At 37.5% G+C, this 16,755-nt stretch carries 30 protein-coding genes and 1 pseudogene; 4 read left to right on the top strand and 27 right to left on the bottom strand.

Features of this window, described 5'->3' with window-relative positions:
- Positions 1-3: 3 nt before the first annotated feature.
- The 25 genes and pseudogenes from I6G42_RS02215 to I6G42_RS02095 all read right to left on the bottom strand — a co-directional run bounded on the left by I6G42_RS02215 (position 4) and on the right by I6G42_RS02095 (position 11,886).
- On the bottom strand, positions 4-1,716 hold the full coding sequence (locus I6G42_RS02215; RefSeq protein WP_152417907.1) for a terminase TerL endonuclease subunit: 1,713 nt from the start codon (positions 1,714-1,716) through the stop codon (positions 4-6).
- On the bottom strand, positions 1,709-2,194 hold the full coding sequence (locus tag I6G42_RS02210) for a hypothetical protein (RefSeq protein ID WP_050562289.1): 486 nt from the start codon (positions 2,192-2,194) through the stop codon (positions 1,709-1,711). The genes I6G42_RS02215 and I6G42_RS02210 overlap by 8 nt, the downstream gene beginning before the upstream one ends.
- A 120-nt stretch (positions 2,195-2,314) precedes the next feature.
- Positions 2,315-2,635: an HNH endonuclease signature motif containing protein gene (locus I6G42_RS02205; protein ID WP_038804328.1), complete on the bottom strand. Its 321-nt coding sequence runs from the start codon at positions 2,633-2,635 to the stop codon at positions 2,315-2,317.
- 264 nt (positions 2,636-2,899) lie between these two features.
- A complete protein-coding gene (locus tag I6G42_RS02200; protein ID WP_001028147.1) occupies positions 2,900-3,442 on the bottom strand; it encodes a site-specific integrase in 543 nt (180 codons plus the stop codon).
- Positions 3,443-3,549: 107 nt separating this feature from the next.
- A complete protein-coding gene (locus I6G42_RS02195) occupies positions 3,550-4,014 on the bottom strand; it encodes a hypothetical protein (protein WP_038804329.1) in 465 nt (154 codons plus the stop codon).
- Positions 3,996-4,349, bottom strand: coding sequence for a helix-turn-helix domain-containing protein (locus tag I6G42_RS02190; protein WP_038804330.1), 354 nt, complete (start codon positions 4,347-4,349; stop codon positions 3,996-3,998). The genes I6G42_RS02195 and I6G42_RS02190 overlap by 19 nt, the downstream gene beginning before the upstream one ends.
- Positions 4,340-4,591, bottom strand: coding sequence for a hypothetical protein (locus I6G42_RS02185; RefSeq protein WP_038804331.1), 252 nt, complete (start codon positions 4,589-4,591; stop codon positions 4,340-4,342). The genes I6G42_RS02190 and I6G42_RS02185 overlap by 10 nt, the downstream gene beginning before the upstream one ends.
- A complete protein-coding gene (locus tag I6G42_RS02180; RefSeq protein WP_038804332.1) occupies positions 4,591-4,851 on the bottom strand; it encodes a DUF1372 family protein in 261 nt (86 codons plus the stop codon). The genes I6G42_RS02185 and I6G42_RS02180 overlap by 1 nt, the downstream gene beginning before the upstream one ends.
- 21 nt (positions 4,852-4,872) lie before the next feature.
- Entirely contained in the window at positions 4,873-5,130 is a 258-nt protein-coding gene (locus I6G42_RS02175) for a hypothetical protein (protein WP_038804333.1), read from the bottom strand.
- A complete protein-coding gene (locus tag I6G42_RS02170) occupies positions 5,130-5,417 on the bottom strand; it encodes a hypothetical protein (RefSeq protein ID WP_038804334.1) in 288 nt (95 codons plus the stop codon). Before I6G42_RS02170 ends, I6G42_RS02175 begins: the two co-directional genes overlap by 1 nt.
- A complete protein-coding gene (locus tag I6G42_RS02165; RefSeq protein WP_038804335.1) occupies positions 5,417-5,893 on the bottom strand; it encodes a DUF1642 domain-containing protein in 477 nt (158 codons plus the stop codon). Before I6G42_RS02165 ends, I6G42_RS02170 begins: the two co-directional genes overlap by 1 nt.
- On the bottom strand, positions 5,886-6,209 hold the full coding sequence (locus tag I6G42_RS02160) for a hypothetical protein (RefSeq protein WP_038804336.1): 324 nt from the start codon (positions 6,207-6,209) through the stop codon (positions 5,886-5,888). The genes I6G42_RS02165 and I6G42_RS02160 overlap by 8 nt, the downstream gene beginning before the upstream one ends.
- Complete coding sequence (locus I6G42_RS02155) at positions 6,184-6,498, bottom strand: hypothetical protein (protein WP_038804337.1); 315 nt, start codon at positions 6,496-6,498, stop codon at positions 6,184-6,186. The genes I6G42_RS02160 and I6G42_RS02155 overlap by 26 nt, the downstream gene beginning before the upstream one ends.
- A gap of 13 nt (positions 6,499-6,511) precedes the next feature.
- A complete protein-coding gene (gene ssb, locus I6G42_RS02150) occupies positions 6,512-6,928 on the bottom strand; it encodes a single-stranded DNA-binding protein (protein WP_038804338.1) in 417 nt (138 codons plus the stop codon).
- Complete coding sequence (locus tag I6G42_RS02145) at positions 6,925-7,242, bottom strand: 3-dehydroquinate synthase (RefSeq protein ID WP_068981899.1); 318 nt, start codon at positions 7,240-7,242, stop codon at positions 6,925-6,927. Before I6G42_RS02145 ends, ssb begins: the two co-directional genes overlap by 4 nt.
- A gap of 9 nt (positions 7,243-7,251) precedes the next feature.
- Positions 7,252-7,530, bottom strand: coding sequence for a hypothetical protein (locus I6G42_RS02140; RefSeq protein ID WP_038804339.1), 279 nt, complete (start codon positions 7,528-7,530; stop codon positions 7,252-7,254).
- Position 7,531: 1 nt separating this feature from the next.
- Positions 7,532-8,023 (bottom strand): MazG-like family protein, encoded by a 492-nt coding sequence (locus I6G42_RS02135; protein ID WP_038804340.1) that lies wholly within the window; start codon positions 8,021-8,023, stop codon positions 7,532-7,534.
- Positions 8,024-8,238: 215 nt separating this feature from the next.
- A pseudogene (locus I6G42_RS02130) lies at positions 8,239-9,014 on the bottom strand (DNA methyltransferase).
- Between the two features lie 24 nt (positions 9,015-9,038).
- Positions 9,039-9,233 carry a hypothetical protein gene (locus I6G42_RS02125; RefSeq protein WP_038804342.1) on the bottom strand — a complete coding sequence of 65 codons (195 nt, stop codon included), beginning with the start codon at positions 9,231-9,233 and terminating at the stop codon, positions 9,039-9,041.
- Positions 9,233-10,105, bottom strand: coding sequence for a phage replisome organizer N-terminal domain-containing protein (locus tag I6G42_RS02120; RefSeq protein ID WP_038804343.1), 873 nt, complete (start codon positions 10,103-10,105; stop codon positions 9,233-9,235). The genes I6G42_RS02125 and I6G42_RS02120 overlap by 1 nt, the downstream gene beginning before the upstream one ends.
- 20 nt (positions 10,106-10,125) lie before the next feature.
- The gene (locus tag I6G42_RS02115) at positions 10,126-10,338 is read right to left on the bottom strand and encodes a hypothetical protein (RefSeq protein ID WP_038804344.1); all 213 of its coding nucleotides are present in this window, start codon (positions 10,336-10,338) and stop codon (positions 10,126-10,128) included.
- Between the two features lie 81 nt (positions 10,339-10,419).
- Entirely contained in the window at positions 10,420-10,677 is a 258-nt protein-coding gene (locus tag I6G42_RS02110; protein ID WP_038804345.1) for a hypothetical protein, read from the bottom strand.
- A gap of 13 nt (positions 10,678-10,690) precedes the next feature.
- Entirely contained in the window at positions 10,691-11,401 is a 711-nt protein-coding gene (locus tag I6G42_RS02105) for an ORF6C domain-containing protein (RefSeq protein ID WP_038804346.1), read from the bottom strand.
- Positions 11,402-11,543: 142 nt separating this feature from the next.
- Positions 11,544-11,747 (bottom strand): transcriptional regulator, encoded by a 204-nt coding sequence (locus tag I6G42_RS02100; RefSeq protein ID WP_038804347.1) that lies wholly within the window; start codon positions 11,745-11,747, stop codon positions 11,544-11,546.
- Positions 11,740-11,886, bottom strand: a complete 147-nt coding sequence (locus I6G42_RS02095) for a hypothetical protein (protein ID WP_173390506.1) — start codon at positions 11,884-11,886, stop codon at positions 11,740-11,742. The genes I6G42_RS02100 and I6G42_RS02095 overlap by 8 nt, the downstream gene beginning before the upstream one ends.
- A 285-nt stretch (positions 11,887-12,171) precedes the next feature.
- On the opposite strand from I6G42_RS02095, the gene I6G42_RS02090 reads away from it, so the two are divergent.
- From I6G42_RS02090 to I6G42_RS02075, 4 genes are all read left to right on the top strand, one after another.
- Entirely contained in the window at positions 12,172-12,534 is a 363-nt protein-coding gene (locus tag I6G42_RS02090) for a helix-turn-helix domain-containing protein (RefSeq protein ID WP_038804348.1), read from the top strand.
- A 12-nt stretch (positions 12,535-12,546) separates the two neighbouring features.
- A complete protein-coding gene (locus I6G42_RS02085; protein ID WP_038804349.1) occupies positions 12,547-12,936 on the top strand; it encodes an ImmA/IrrE family metallo-endopeptidase in 390 nt (129 codons plus the stop codon).
- A 9-nt stretch (positions 12,937-12,945) separates the two neighbouring features.
- Positions 12,946-13,419 carry a hypothetical protein gene (locus I6G42_RS02080; RefSeq protein WP_038804350.1) on the top strand — a complete coding sequence of 158 codons (474 nt, stop codon included), beginning with the start codon at positions 12,946-12,948 and terminating at the stop codon, positions 13,417-13,419.
- Positions 13,420-13,592: 173 nt separating this feature from the next.
- Positions 13,593-14,741, top strand: a complete 1,149-nt coding sequence (locus I6G42_RS02075) for a tyrosine-type recombinase/integrase (protein WP_038804351.1) — start codon at positions 13,593-13,595, stop codon at positions 14,739-14,741.
- Positions 14,742-14,983: 242 nt separating this feature from the next.
- Here the strand turns inward: I6G42_RS02075 and I6G42_RS02070 are convergent, their stop codons facing one another.
- Positions 14,984-16,270 carry an adenylosuccinate synthase gene (locus I6G42_RS02070; RefSeq protein ID WP_038804379.1) on the bottom strand — a complete coding sequence of 429 codons (1,287 nt, stop codon included), beginning with the start codon at positions 16,268-16,270 and terminating at the stop codon, positions 14,984-14,986.
- A 229-nt stretch (positions 16,271-16,499) separates the two neighbouring features.
- Positions 16,500-16,736: a sigma(X)-activator ComW gene (gene comW, locus I6G42_RS10000; protein WP_038804352.1), complete on the bottom strand. Its 237-nt coding sequence runs from the start codon at positions 16,734-16,736 to the stop codon at positions 16,500-16,502.
- Between the last annotated feature and the right edge of the window lie 19 nt (positions 16,737-16,755).

Raw genomic sequence — 16,755 nt, 5'->3', positions numbered from 1 at the left:
ACCTCAATCAAAGTAATAACTCAAATCTTCCTTGAAATTTTCGTAGCAAATAAAAGCATCTAACTGACTAGCAAATACGTCAATCTTTTCTTTTGCCTTTTCTTTATTTGGAAATACATTGTTATTCGCATCGATCTTGACACGAACATTTGCATGGTTCCAAGTTGCAACAGGGTCATCAAAGATGATTTTTCCCATCTTAGCTTTTTCTTTATAGACCTTGAGGGGATTTGACAAACTTTTAACCGTCTGTGGGATGTCGTGACAGATATCCCCATAGTAGTCATTAAACAAGCGGATAAGCTCTTTAGCATTCCATCTGTCATAACCAACTGCCACAGGTAAAATCCTGTTATCACTCATAAACCGTCTAAGCTCATCGAAGATATAAGCCTGGTCATTGTAATCCAACTCATGAACATGCAACTCTCCGCTTAGCTCCCACTCAGCGTATTTGTCTCTCAGTTCTTTTGGAAGCCCCTCAATCGTATGCCGTGGCATGAATTTCTTATTGAGGTATTGCCGTTCTTCCCCATTCACAACCATGAAGGAGATTGAACAGATATCATTGACATCTGATAAGTCAACACCAAGCACGCAACGAGCGCTGCGCTCATCATCACCGACGAAAAGACTCATATCAAACTTGTCTGACCAGCCTTGACACTCTTCATTGCTGAAGTAAGCTAGATAGTTATTGACTGGAAGATTGAAAGTCTTGGCCATCAACTCAGCTTGTTTGGCTGGGTCATTCTTACTCATCTCAATATCAAGTATGATGGCTTCTTTCTCGGTCGTGATACCAAGTAGAGGCATAGCCTTCTGCCAGACATCAGGATTATGGATTTCAGCCACCTCATCTAGCTTATAGATCCATGGCATGACTGAATCATTTTCAACCTTGCCATCTAAAATATCAATCCATAGCGAATAATACTTATCAAAGAGCTTGTCACGCTTAGTCCCATTGGTAGAAATGTACCAAGTTATCCAGTTTTTACGCTTACGGCTAGAACCATCGTTAACAACCTTGATAAAGTCATCATCATAAGTATGAACCTCATCAAAAATATTGTAATGGGCATTAGTACCGTCAAGGCTTTCATATTCAGATGTCTTGATAGACATAAGACTGTTTGTTGTCTCGTACAAAATACCTTGCTTAGTTGACCTAAGAATGTCAGCCTCACGCATATAGTGCAGTAAACTATCTTCATTGGACAACATTGCCCTTGACGCATTAAAGAGATAGCCAGCCTGTTCACGACTATAAGCCAAAAGCTGAATGTCAGCTCCCCACTCACCGTCGATTATCTGACCAACCTCTCCAATTGCAGAACCAAGCGTAGTCTTTCCAGTACCACGAGGCACAATAATAGGCACCTCATGAATGAGACGCCTTTCTTCAAAATCTTTGTACTCTTCAAGTGTGTCTGGATTAGTCTTGGTAACTTCTGCCATGTGATAGAAGCCCCAAGCCACCTCAAGCCAAACCTTTTGAGGTAAAGCTAGCTTTAACTTACCAGCTCGACCCTTTGTGTTGCTGCACTCTTCCTCGATGAACTCAATCCGCTTGTCAGCTTCCTCTTGTTTGAAGATATATTGTTCTTTAAACCGCTTCACACGAGAGATTGAGAGAAGCACTTCACGACAGACAGGAACTTTACCAGCTTCCACTAACCCAACATACTTATCAAAATATTTCATCTCAACCATAACGAGCCAACTTCTCCTGAATCATTTCTTTGAGACTGTCACCCTGTGGACTTTGCTTCTCGATGGTCATCATGATCTGCATGTTTAGCTTTTGATACTTTTCCATTCCATCAAGCAGATACTTATCAGGTAACTCACCGTCATTAATAACTTTATTGATTTCCAGTTGGAAGTTTTCAATAACTTTTTGATTATGATTGTATTGAGTTTTAAGATTTTTCAAACCGACTGAATCATTATCACTGATTTCAAGCATTTTTTCTTTTGGAATCAGTTTAAAAGTCTTACGAGATAGCTCGACACGTTCCTCTCTTGTATACTTTTGCCGTTGATTTGCAAGCTTTTCTAACTCTTTGAACTGACTTTTTGTGATATTCGACCGAGTTTCTTCAAATATGCCTAGCTTTTTTCGATACCTGGTGAGGGTAGCACGACTTATTCCTAGCTTTTCTAAAACTTCATTGATTTTCAAAATCATGCTCCTTTCTTGTATCAATTTTCGTCATTTTTGGGGGAGAGGTATATAAGAGGATTGACACCGTTATTATTTTGAGTGTGTGAAAATTTAAAATAGGGGGGATCTGATAAAAATAAAAAATCAAAATAAATTAATATTCCGATTTTCTAAATTTAAATTTATTTTACTTTGAAATGTTTTAGTATTGTGACACTCAAGACAAAGTAATTGCAAATTATCTTCGTTGAGAGTAATTGACTCATCTTGATAATTAGTTTCATCAATCTCTATGATATGGTCAACAATACTCTTGCCATGAATTAAACGTCCACACATGTCGCAGCGCATACGCTTTGTAGTTCTGATTTTATTTCTCAGAGTTCTCCAAGGTTTTGAGTTGTAGAATTTAATCTGCCAGATTCTGAACCAGTCAGAGTGTTTAGGATTTTTAAAATAAGCCATCTCTTATATCACTCCTTCAGTTTCCAGATTTTTTCATGATACAAATATATCAGATTCATTTTGTCAATTCTATATCTTTTTTTGACAAGGTTTATTTTTGAGTTTTGAATTTATGTAAAATATCCCCGTCGAATTAGCTATATCTTATATTTTATCCAATTTTGTTTCACACTCTAAAACTAGCACAGACAATGCTTCAGGCCCTCTTCAAAATATAAACTAGAAACTTCCTCGTTATGGATAGTTGAAAAAATCAAAAAAATATTAGAGGCTAAAATTACTCATCTTAGTATCAAGTTCATCTTGCCTCACACAAATATAAATTAGTGTGACTGCTGGACTTGAATGGTTGAATAATGACATCAAGTCTGCAACGTTCTTGTACTTCTTGTAGTAATGATAGCCAAATGTTTTTCGCATCGTGTGAGTTCCGACATTATCGATGCCTAAGTCTTCAGCAGCTCTTTTAAGAAACCAGTATACCGTCTTATAGCTGAGCGCCTTATTCTTTCCAACACGACTCTGAAATAGATACTCATGTAATTCTTTATCTTTGACAAATTCTCTCAATTCATTCTTGAGTGGCCTTGTCATTTTAATGCTCTTATATTTCCCTGTTTTCTGTTCCCTAACTTTAATGTGCCAACCTTGAACATCTTTAACCTTTAGTTTGAGAATATCTCCAACACGAAAACCTGTATTGATTCCCAAAAGAAATAGCATGTAATATTTTTCATTCCAAGATGATAGATAGTCCTTCATGGCTTGAATATCATCCTTATCTCGTAACGGTTCAACAATATTCATAGTTTTGCTCCTTTCACAAAAAATAAAGCACTAAGATTTTCTCAGTGCTTTGGATAGTATCAATCTACCATTTTCTTTTTGTCAATGCTATACTTTTTTTTGACAAGTTACATGAACAATAACTTTGCAAGTGTATCAAGAATGACTTCACGTCTTCTGTAAATCTGCTTGCTATGCCTATACAAGTATCCAGTTTCTCCATTCTCCATGATATGCCAAACTTGAATCCAGTCATATCCAGTATGTTCTCCCCAACGAAGATAGAAGATTTTTTTATCATCTGGTTCTAGATTTTCTAGTAATTGGGAGATAGCATTTTGGAAATTTTCTAATCTTAAAATCATAGGATCGCTTGCATATGCGATCGCTAAATTCTCGGACCTGTTAACGAATGTCCCGCTTCCACTTGAACCTGTATCGTCAATACCAGGAACAGTGAGGTGTTTCACTTCGTACAATCGTTCTAATTCATGCCTACGCTGACCAATAAGTTTATCAATCTTCAGGTATTTATCATCGAGTTCAAACTCGAGATAATCCCTTCGCGCTTTTGTTAAGTTCTTTTTGACCAAACCTTACCTCCCATGTATCTTTTGGATTTAACCCATTTAATAATCTTACCATCGTTATTGTTGTTGAAATAATCTGGCAATCTTGCTGTTGGGCTTTCTTTGTAGACCACTTTTTCGACTACCTGAATCGCAGGCATCATTTCATCATCTATCCACCCAACAAGCCACGCAGGGTTTACATCATAGGTTCTAGCAATCATTTCAATTTGCTTAATGGATGGATATCCACCCCGTTCGTACAAATGAATTGTGTTTTGGGAGACACCTGTTTCCTTTGCCATCTGCCCAACAGAGAGACATAGGTCCTCTCTAAGTTCTTTCAATCTTAGCTGCATCTTACTCTCCATCTCCTAGTATTAGCTTTTATGAATGCCGCTTGCTCTTGCATCTGCTTCCATTCATAATCCATAATGATTTCAAGTTGGTTGTTACAAAGACCTCTTAAAAAATCGTTTTGAACTTCTAACTTTTCTATATCCTTATAGGCCCTTCCGTACAGTTCATCTTCCAGAAATCTAATGCGCTCTGCCATTGCTTCTTGAATGATGATATAAGTTGGTTTCTTGTACTTTGCCATTATAATCTCACCTCATCTCCTATTTTAAGAGATTCATAGTTTGTTTGAGTAACTACGAATATTCCGTAATTTTGCAATGTAACAGTGTACATGTCACCAATCTTCTCCTTTTGTAAGACTCTGCCTTTGATTTCAGCGCCTTGATTATCAGCTTTGTAGATAACCATCGGCTTCTTCTCTTCCAAATCTCGAATCCTGTCCATCTGCCAGATATTTAATCCAGCAGATAGCAGAATCCAGATTACTATGAATCGTTTCATTCTGAGGCCTCCTTACTTGGTTTAAAAAGTTAGTTCTTTCCTTGCTTCACTCATAACGTGAGGATTGTCTGTCGGCAATGTTGCGTAGCGTTTCATTGATACTGCTGCTTCAACAAAAATCATTTCATCAAAAACTAATTGACATAACTCCACCAGACACTCCTCAATATCAAACACCTCGTTATCGTCTTCGCTATCCATCTGCTCTTCATAAAATTCTGCAATTTCACAAGCTTTTCTGTACAATTTACCTGCAAAATCTCTTTTCATTTCTTCCATCACTCCACCTCCTCAAAATAGCTATGAAATTTACTTAAATTGACAATAGCGACCTCTTCAACAAAATGCTTTTCAATGTCAAAGTCTGGGTCATTTTTGCTAAACTCTTTCTTAATAGCTTTTTCAGCCAGCGAAGGTAAAGCAAATATACTTGCTCCATTTCTTAAAGCGAGCGCTTGACCATATTCGTTCACTATTCGATAACCCACATCAAACGGTCTGATTTTCGTTGGGATTTTTATGCGTTTGTTTTCATTTTTTATTGCTTGTTCAATCGTTTGTACCATCACTCCACCTCCTCGACTTCGAAGATAGAACAGCTAAACACTTCACTCAAACCAGACTCTTCAAGCTCTTCTTTTGTAAACTTCTTCTTGTTCACTAGAGAATGAAACATTTTCCCTTCTCCATTTATTGCTAAGAAATGCCCTGTCGGCTTGATTTTTACCGTATATTGTCGTTCTTCCTCGACCTCGTAGCCGTCAAGCCAGGCTCGAGCTACTAAATCAAATGGTCTTTCTTGCATAAACCATTCCCCAACTTCATCGTTCGTGAAATCAAATTCGAATAATTCTGCCACGTCTTTACAAGCTTTTCTAGCTTCCTCAATCCAATCCGCCACAAACTGTGGCACTACGACTTTCTGCGGTTCGTCTAGTTGTTCGATTAGCTCTAAAACAGTTTCCTTATTTATACGTGGTATATTCCATGAAAGTGAATATTGTAAATTATTTATTTTCTCAATCAATTCTTGTTTATTCATCTTCCTTTCCTCCATAAATCAAATAAACTGCAATAACTAACTGAGACATGCCTGGCGAATAGCCAACCCAATCATCAAACTCCTTAGATTTTGGCAACCAATCCTTGGTAGCTCCCAAATCATAGTCTTTAGGTTTTTCATCGGCGAAGATACATTCCATCGCTCCCATAAACGTCATGCCATCTTCTGTCATTTCCCAGAAATAGTCCGCCCGGTCTTTCACTGCTTGTGGTAAATCTTGTTTGGGAGGCTTGGGCTTCCCGTCTTCTACCGACCAGCCGTATACTCCATTAACTTTTTTCTTTAAATCTTCCATTATCTTCCAACTCCTCGCTTTCAATTTTTCTAATATCAATAACGTCTTCAAAATGTTCTCTTAAACACCACTTATTTTTTATACACTCTCTTATAAAAATTGTTTTATAAATACAATGTTCTATATAAGCGATTGGAAATAATAAAGCAATAAATGGTGCACAAACAAGCAAAGACAGATAAATTGCTGCTCTTCCAAATTTTGAATCAGCAATATACTCGTAAAACTCAATAGGCCCTTTTATTTTTCGTAAGTGCCTGATAAAGATAATATAATTTTTTCTTTTCACACTTCACACCTCCCTAAAACGGCAATCCATCATCTGGAATATCCATCGGATCACTTGCTCCAAAACTTGGTGGCATCTGGTTTTCCATGCTTGACTGGTTCGCAGAATTATCCTTCTTTTCAAGCACTTGAAAACTTTCAGCTACCACTTCAGTCACATAGACACGTTGTCCTTGCTGGTTATCATAGCTACGAGTCTGGATGCGACCTGTGATTCCTACAAGAGCACCCTTTTTAAGCCAATTTGCAAAATTTTCAGCTTGCTGGCGCCACATAATGCAACTGATAAAATCAGCTTCACGTTCACCTGCCTGATTTTTAAAATTGCGATTCACTGCCAAACTAAAAGTCGCAACTGCAACATTTGATGGCGTGTATCGCAACTCAGGATCACGAGTCAAGCGACCTACCAAAACAACATTATTGATCATTCTCTATCTCCTTCGATTTCTAAAACGGCATCTTGTATAAAAGTATTGCCAATTTCATAGTGTTTGTATTCCTTAGCTGTCACTTCAAATCTTTCTTCAACTTGCTTATTTCCTGCATATCCTGAAACAACTAGAATATATCTTCTTTTGGTTCTAGTTGGCACCAGTACCGAACTTTTGCCTGTCATGACAGGTATAAATGTTGTATGAGGTTCATCAATGTACTTGTCTACAACCGTCCCGCTCGAAATCTGGTGACATGCCACGAGGAAGGATGCAAATAAAACAGCACATAAGATTTTTAAATATTTCATTCTAAATCCTCACAAGAACAAACTAGCTAACCATATCAAAAATGCACATGTAATGATTTTTGAAATACTGCTTTTTACAGCATATGAATAATCCTCTTCAGATTCTTTTTTGCTGGATAATACAGGCCAGATGAAAGATAGTAGTGCATCCATCCCTAATGCTTGCCAGACTGTAATTTTACCAACTGGAATGATTGTTGTGATAATTTCATTCCATCCGTACTGAACTACAAATGGCGATACAACGATTACAAATACAGAACCTAAAATAATTCCTAATTTTTTCATTTTACAAATCCTCCTCTTTCACAAACACCCCGTCAATCATCTTTCCTTTGCGGTCCTTGATGACTTCATAAGCTTCTTCTAAACAATTTTCAGCTGTAGTTCCATTGCAAAATGAAACCGTACTAATCACGCTATCAAGAAACATCAAGTCTGCTTTGATTAACGGAATTTGTGTTTCATTGTGACAGACATGAGCGTATAGTTTTTGAGCGATGTTCCCTAAACTAGAAACCATCAGCAACAATTCAAGTTCCTGTTGATTGGCTGAAATCTGAGCACCATTCTTAATCTGTTGATCAAGTCCAATCAAAACCACCTGAATGTCTCCAAGCGCATCGTAAATCAGTTCAGATTTATCCTTTGCAATGCCCTCAAACAATTCACCAGACTCTTCCATCAGCTTCAAGAATTGTTTGACAGGATTCGCTTCATGTAGATTTCTATCAACAAACCACTGTTGAACCTTTTCTTCCAAATTCATTTTTGTATTCATCTTATTTTCCCTCCGTTTTCCTAGTAATCAAGTAGTAGCAACCAACTGCTCCGTATTCAATCCTGATGTTCTCACCACTCATGCTTTTCCGAAATTGTGGATGACTGATTGCTGAGTAACTAGCTTGATGTTTCTTTAATTCGTTGATTGCGCTATGTATGTGGCCAAAACTCCCAATGAGTGTCTTGCGGTGACCGTTATAAATGAAGTAGAGTTCAATCATCTTTACTAAACTCCTTGTAAATTTTTTTGAATATTTCTGACACCAATTTTTCAGGTATATTAGATCTCTCGTTGTATGATTTTGAGAAGTTTTTCCACTCGATATCCTGCTTGATAATTTTATTTTTAAGATTAAGTTCAATGTTGCTTCCAAAAATCGTCCGTTTTTGTAAAGGATAATCATAATTATTGTATCTAGCTAGATTTTTGTATGGAATTCTGAATCCAATAATATCCTCAATGTAAGGCCACAGTCTATCAGCAGCAGGATTCTCAATAACCCAAAATTGTGGTCTATATCTTTTTATGATTTCTATTGTGTTGAAAGCTGTTAGCTCGCCATTGACTCTTTTTAAAAATTGCCTGTCATACTGATAATTTATATAGGCTGACTCGTAATCCTGATTTGCCCTGATCGTGAACGGTGAAGGTCTTACTTGTGGAGCAAACAAGCTGTCAGACACATCATTGCGTTTCCAACACGCATTCCCATTTTCCATTGCAGAAGCATTTGACCAACTTTCACATGGTGGACTAGCTATTATAAGATCAGGTTTTGGTAATTTGTCTAACACGTCAAAGAGCCTGTTATCTCCAAATAAACGTTTGTAATCAGCAAGGTCCAGATTTATAAAATGATTGTTCTTGTTTTCTATATCCATTCCGATTGAATAGATTTCAATATTCGCCCCCCCCCCGAACTATTCAGAGAGTTAGCACCCTTGAAGTAAGAACCATTCCCACTATCGAAGAGTGCCCAGACTGTCATTTTCTTTATGATCGATACCTCCAATCATCCCTTCACCTGAATCACATAGAAATTTCCAAATGATCTAAGCGCCTTGCCCACCTGCATTGCAACTGCACGAGAGACAAACCGAATAGCTCCCCTTTCTTCTGAAAACGAGATATCAATTCCAGTCACACCGATTGTGACAGCCCTCAAGTACGGTTTTTCTTCTTTTGTTCCGTGTTTCAAAATGAACATCACTTTATTCCTTTCTCTAGTTTTTCTAGCATTTCTTGTTTCTTCTTCTCAAGGTCCTTTTTGGTCTCGTCACTAGTCTTATTGACATAGTTTGGTTGTGACCATTCAGGAACATTTGATTTCTGATTACCTGGACGTTTGCTGTTTTTGCTTTCTTTGTACGCTCGCTCACGTTCATCGACTGCTGCAATCGTCAAAACTCCATCGTTCTTCCAATTGGTCAAAATCGCTCTGATATAACTAAAGTTCCTTTTACCATTATCAGCAGCAAGACCAATTGCTTTCAAGACAACCTTTGCTTCCATGCCATCTAATGTGATGAACTCTTTCAAGAGTTCAAATTGAGTTCCATCTAACGGAGCGATACGAGATTGATATTCTTCCACGATGAGTGCGACTGGATTTTCATCTATATCTTTCTCTATCTCTGTATCTATCTCTATATCTATATCTATATCTCCGATACACTTTGTTACATCGTTGTTACAATGTAACACCCTTTTGTTTTCACGAGACTTGCGAACCCTTCTGGCGCTTGCGGTTTCACTACCTACCATCTCAGGAACTTGCTCTAAGAAATAAACCCTATCATTTTTTCTAGTCAGCAAGCCCTTACTCTCCAAGAAAATCAAAGTGATTTTAATATCTTCAACATTCTCATCAATGACAAGAGCGATTTCTTCAGCTAGATTGTCAGCGAGTCCATCATAGTAGATGTGCCCGCCATCCTCTAAACTAATCAACATCATTTTGAGATAGATGATAGTGTGCGTATCGCCACCTGCAATCTTACGAAGCAATTTCATTTCTTTAGATTTAAAAAAATCTTGAGCAAGTTGAATCCAGTAGTATCGCTTGTTTTTAACTACCATTGATACCCTCCGTTTCTCTACTAATCCACAAATGTTTCTTTTCGTGTCACGGGATCAATGTCAACACGGCGACCTGTTTTAAAGTCAATAAACCCTTTTTCGATTTGTGGCGCTTGAAATTGAATCTTCTTTTTCGGTCTCATGGCCATTTTAAGCTTGATATTCATAATCAGTGATTCAATCAAGACTACTGAAACTACTGTGCATACTGCGATAATTTGTAAATTTTTCATGTTTTTTTATCCTCTTTTTGTGTTATAATAAAATCAAATAATTTTGCTAAGACCTTGTCCAGAAGCCTTTTAGTAAAGTTATTATAGTTGATTTGAGAGCCATTCCTTAATGGCTCTTTTTGACCATTTTTTGCCAGGTAATTCCTTTGGAAATCCCTTCATGTAACGATAATTATTTGAAAACGTGTCATAGTTGATGCCTAGAAAGTCGCAGGTAGTGCTCACATCCATCAGCTCTGGATAGTGATCACTATCTTTTTCTATCTCAACCAATCTTGTGATTGTGTCCTTGATAATGGATTTAATCCAGTCAGATAGTGAAACTAGAACATTGTCCATCTTCTTCCCCTCTCTACACTTCGTCAAATGAGTTCAATTTCATGATTTTCATCTTAGTGTTTGTGCTTGGCTCCCACGTCATCCAGTAAGCAAGAGCAGCGTCTGCAAATTTTTTCGGTAGCAAGTCATAGCGACTAATGTTGAAGTGGTCTTTAAAGTCAATCTCAGCTTGTCTAAATACCGACTGAGCGAAAATCTTATCAGCGTAAGCTGGACTGTCAATACCACCCAAGCAAGCCACAACCCGAGCCTTGCGCTTCTTCAGTAGCGACTGAGCATAGCTTGGATGAATCGGTTGCTCACTTTTGAGATAGTCAATATCTTCTAGCATGGTCGCCTGTTGCTCACGCAATTTCTTCTGACCAGTAAAAAGAGCGATAAAGGCATCTTCGTCCAAATCCTCACGGATAAATCCGCCCTGCTTGCGAATAGCTGGCAAGACCTCTGATGTCACCCAACGCTTAAACTCTCTGGCTTGAGGAAGCTTACTTGAAAGAATGAGAGAGTAGAGCCCAGATTCGTTGATAATCAACATATCCTGTGTTCCGCCACTAGTAGGGATGCCCTGTTTTAGGGCGTCCTCTTCATCAACGTGAAGAGCAATTGCATTTCTAGCCTTGCTATATCCTAGGATGTCTGCAACATCCTTCCCAACGAACCAAGGCTCGTTATCAATTGTCAAAGTACGGACTTCCTGTCCGTGAAAATTAAAAATTTCGTTCATAATGTTCCTCTTCTTACTTTTCCTAGTGTTAAAATAGTTTCCCAAACATCTAGTCCCTCAAGACTATCGATCATCATCTGACTAAGTTGGTGATTTTTCTTCTGCCAATTCAGTATTATTTTCGCTTGCATGTATGGACCTCTCAGTGATTTCTCCAAGGGTTTTCAATACCCAAAATATCTACGACTTTTTCTTTCACATAATCACTTCCTTTGCCATACTTCAGCAGTTCTGAAATGACCGAAGGTGCGACGAATACTTGTTTTGCCAACTCGGCTTGAGTCATATCTAGCTCAATCAAACGAGTTTTGATTTTAGCCTTGATTATCTTTAGTTCTTTACTCATATTTTTCCTTTCTATATTTCTCTGCTTCTTTTGAAATTTTCAAAAGCATTGAAAGTCCCCCAATTACTCCATTTAGATACCCTCGCCCATAATCTGTCGCTAAGAGTTCCAATAATTCTTTCAGGTCTTCTTCGTTCATCCCTGACCTCCTTTTAAAAAATTATCTAAAAAGTTAGCGAATTTCTTGACATTGATAAATAAATTTATTAAAATCAAAACATAGAGAAAAGACCTACTAAAAAGTAAGGTTCTACCTAGAAAACGGACGCCAATCAGTTTCATTAGGCTTTATTTTTTAGTTGTCTTGTTCGCTAACTCTTTAGCTTACAAAAACTATTGTAGTAAATTTACTAACATTTGTCAACGGTTTTGTAGTAAATTTATTGAATATTTTTTGTCATGCCTTAGAAAGGTTGATGTATCAATGTTTTTCACATTTGAAAAAATAAAAGAATTGGCTGACAAACAAGGTATTTCATTAAATAAACTTGAAGAAAAACTAGGTTTTAGCAGAAATACAATTTATAACATGAAGAAATCCACACCAAATGTTGAACGAGTTTCAATGATTGCTGACTACTTCAACGTGTCCACAGATTATTTACTTGGTCGCACGGATAACCCAGCAATCGCTGGTAGTCATGACTACAAATGGGAAGGTAAGACTCTAAACGTTGAAGAAATGGCATCTAATGTCATGATGTTTGGCGGTCGAGAATTAACAGACGAAAAGAAGAAAATCATCCAGTCTATCATTGAAGGTTATCTCAAAGAAGCTGGTGATTAGAGGTACTGCTTAGTGACCGAAAAAGAAATTATAAGTCATTTTCAGATTCGTATTTTCGATTTTGATGGAGATTTGATGCCTGATGAACTTGGATTTTACGAAAAAGAAACCAATACGGCTTTCTTATCAAGTAAACTTAGTAAAAAAGAGAGGGTTAAGGTCCTACTTCATGAACTAGGACACAAGGACCATACACGCTCAGAGTACCAGAACGCTCGCCTGCGCTGTGAAAACGAAGCTGATAGAAATATGATTCATCATCTCGTAAAAGACGCGATAGAAAGCTTAGACGACCCTAAAGAGTTTGATTACCTCAAATTCATGTCCTACTACGATCTAAAAACCGTGACAAATGAAATCATGGTAAAAGAGGAATATTATAATTTAGCAAATATAATTTAAGGAGATGTTATGAAAAAAGAAAAAGATTATAAACCTTTTTACAAAAAATTTTGGTTTGGGATATTGGTCATTATCTTAGCAATTGGTGGAGTGAATGCCCTTACGAAGCAACAATCTTCTAAAAATAATCAGTTTAAAATGACAAAAAGTTTAGGTGAGGATTTTGCGTTATACTTTAAGGATAATGCTCAAATTTTTGACAACGGAAAAAAAGTTGACTTTATCCCAGGCGGAGATGATAAATTTGTTTCTGTAAGACTTGGGGAAGGTTGGAAATATGAAAGTATTAGTCGAAAAGTTTATATCACAAATGAATTTCTGAAGGCTAAAAACACTCTTTTTGAAAAATGGGCCGAAGAAAAAGATTATAAAATTGATGCACAAAAAGACATTCCTGAGCTACTCGTCTATGTATCTGATAAAGATAAAACTCAAATAGCTAGTGAGCATAAGGGTAAAATGAAAATATTCAACATAAAATAGCAAAAAGCCCCACAATCGCCCTCGCCAAAGTTTGATTGTGAAGCTCACCCTTATAAAAAATCAGCCATTAAAAAGGCCTCTTTTCTATACCCTATTTTACACCATGAAAGGGGTGATGTCAATATTCTCAATGTTTAGACCTTGTCCAGAAGCCGATAAACAAGGAGAATACAATGAAATATAATAAAACAAAATACCCAAATATCTATTACTATGAGACTGCCAAAGGAAAGCGTTACTATGTCAGACGTTCTTTTTTCTTCCGAGGTAAAAAAAGAGAAAAAAGTAAAAGTGGTCTCACAACCCTTCCACAAGCTCGTGCAGCCTTGGTAGAGCTTGAGCAACAAATCCAAGAACAAGAATTAGGTATCAATACTAATCTGACTCTCGATCAGTATTGGGATATCTATTCTGAAAAGAGATTGTCAACAGGGCGCTGGAATGACACTTCCTACTACCTTAATGACAACCTCTATAAAAACCATATTAAACCAAAGTTTGGTTCTGTTCTGCTTAAAAACCTGGATAGAAATGAGTATGAACTCTTTATCGCTGACAAGTTGCAAAACCATACAAGATACACTGTTCAAACCCTCAATTCCAGCTTCATGGCAGTGCTGAATGATGCCGTGAAAAATGGTAATCTGCTCTCAAATCGCTTGAAAGGTGTTTTCATCGGCCAGAGTGATATCCCTGCAGCTAACAAGAAAGTGACTCTCAAAGAGTTCAAGACTTGGATAGCAAAGGCAGAAGAGATTATGCCAAAACAATTCTACGCTCTTACCTATCTGACCATTTTTGGATTGAGAAGAGGAGAAGTCTTTGGATTGCGCCCGATGGACGTCACTCAGAACGACAATGGACGGGCTATACTGCATCTTAGAGATAGTCGAAGCAACCAGACCTTGAAAGGGAAAGGAGGGCTTAAAACGAAGGATTCAGAGCGCTATATCTGCCTAGATGATATCGGAACAGACCTTATCTATTATCTGATAGCTGAAGCTTCTAAAATTAAGCGAAAGTTAGGTATTATCAAGGAACAGCACAAGGATTATATAACTATCAACGAGAAAGGTGGTCTCATCAATCCAAACCAGCTAAATAGAAACTTCAATCTAGTGAATGAAGCAATAGGATTGCATGTAACACCTCACATGATGCGCCACTTCTTCACGACTCAAAGCATTATTGCAGGGGTTCCGTTTGAACAATTAAGCCAGGCGCTAGGCCATACAAAAGTTTATATGACGGATCGGTATAATCAGGTTGAGGACGAATTAGCCGAAGCGACAACAGACCTATTTCTTAGTCATATTCGCTAAAAAAGTCCCCGAAAATTCCCCGACCAAATTCCAAAAACTACCGAAATTTATCGGAAAACGATGTTTAGGAAATTCCCGAAAAGCTTGAAATAAAGCAAAAAAACTCCACCTGATTGGGTGGAGTTAAGGGAGATTATTATGAAAAAGAAAAGTTTAGGATATTTGTTACAACAAGTTAGGAGGTCTTCTTGTAACTGTCTATAGTATACCCGACCTGTCTTAAATAAATCTTAAAAATTTTCTTAAGACCAAACACTTTCTAAAATATTGGTTTGTTCACGACCAGGACCTACTGAGAATGTCGAAATACGAACGCCAACCAATTCACTCACACGACGAACATAGTTACGCGCATTCTCAGGAAGATCTTCCAAATTACGAACTCCTGTGATGTCTTCTGACCACCCTGGCAATTCTTCGTAGATAGGTTTGCAACGTTTCAACTGTTCAAGACTAGCTGGGTAGTGGTCGATACGTTGACCATCGAGATCATAGGCCACACAGATTTTCACAGTATCCAAACCGCTCAAAACATCGATAGAGTTCAATGAAAGATTGGTAATCCCAGATACACGACGGCTGTGACGCATCACAACTGAGTCAAACCAACCCACACGACGTGGACGACCAGTTGTTGTACCGTATTCATGACCTACTTCACGAATGCGATCTCCCACTTCATCAAACAACTCAGTTGGGAAAGGTCCATCTCCTACACGACTTGTGTAGGCTTTACATACACCTACAACCTTGTCAATCTTACTTGGACCAACACCAGACCCAATTGTCACACCACCAGCGACAGGGTTTGAAGAAGTAACAAATGGATAAGTACCTTGGTCAATGTCCAACATGACACCTTGTGCACCTTCAAAAAGCACACGTTTGCCGTTATCAAGTGCATCGTTCAAGATAACGGATGTATCTGTCACATACTGCTTGATTTGTTGGCCATACTCATAGTACTCTTCAAAAATATCATCAATTGAAATAGGGGTACTGTCATACAATTTTTCAAACAAACGATTCTTTTCCGAAAGATTCCGTTCCAAGCGTTCACGGAAAATATCCTTATCCAAAAGATCTGCAATTCGAATCCCTACACGAGCAGCTTTATCCATGTAGGCTGGGCCAATACCCTTGATAGTAGTCCCGATTTTATTGTCGCCCTTAGCTTCTTCTTGCAAACGGTCTAATTCAATATGATATGGCAAAATGACATGTGCACGATCAGAAATACGCAAGTTATCAGTTGTCACACCTTCCTCATGAAGATAGCTCAACTCTTTCACAAGAGATTTCGGGTTCACAACCATCCCATTCCCAATAACTGAAATTTTTTCAGGGAAGAAAATACCTGATGGAATCAAGTGCAACTTAAATTTCTTGCCATCAATCACAATTGTGTGACCAGCATTATCACCACCTTGGTAACGAGCAATCACCTCTGCATTAGCTGAAAGAAAATCTGTAATTTTCCCTTTACCTTCATCGCCCCATTGGGTACCTACAACAACAACTGAAGTCATAATCTTGTCTGAGCCACTAGGCTCTCCCTTTCTCATATACATGGCAGGAGTCTCACCTGCAATTATATCTTACAATTTATTATAAGAAAAAAAGACCATTTTATCAAGAAGAAACACTGGAAAAGATTTGGAATTTCTGTAAATAACAAAATTCAAAACCTTAAAAATTAAACAAAATCCTACAAAATATAAAATCAATACAGATTATTGTTCGTAATATATGTGTTTCTTATTGGATAAGAGTTGTACCACCTTGCAGGAATTTATCTAGATATAGACGATAAGCTGTTTTAAAGTGATATAGTGAAAAGTCCCTATCACTTTTTATTTTAAATCGGATTAAGTAATATAGTAAAAACCGAAGATGAAGTGATTCCCACTCAGCAGAACTCTGACATAAAGAAACATATTCTTGTTCAACTAGTTTCAAAAAGACAAATGCTCGTTCATAAAATTTTTGAAGCATATAAAAAATCCCTTTCTTA

The organism is Streptococcus oralis, assembly GCF_016028255.1.
Lineage (GTDB): Bacteria > Bacillota > Bacilli > Lactobacillales > Streptococcaceae > Streptococcus > Streptococcus oralis_AC.
The sequence above is the reverse complement of the archived record's forward strand: the minus strand, read 5'-3'. Positions and strand labels throughout refer to the sequence as shown.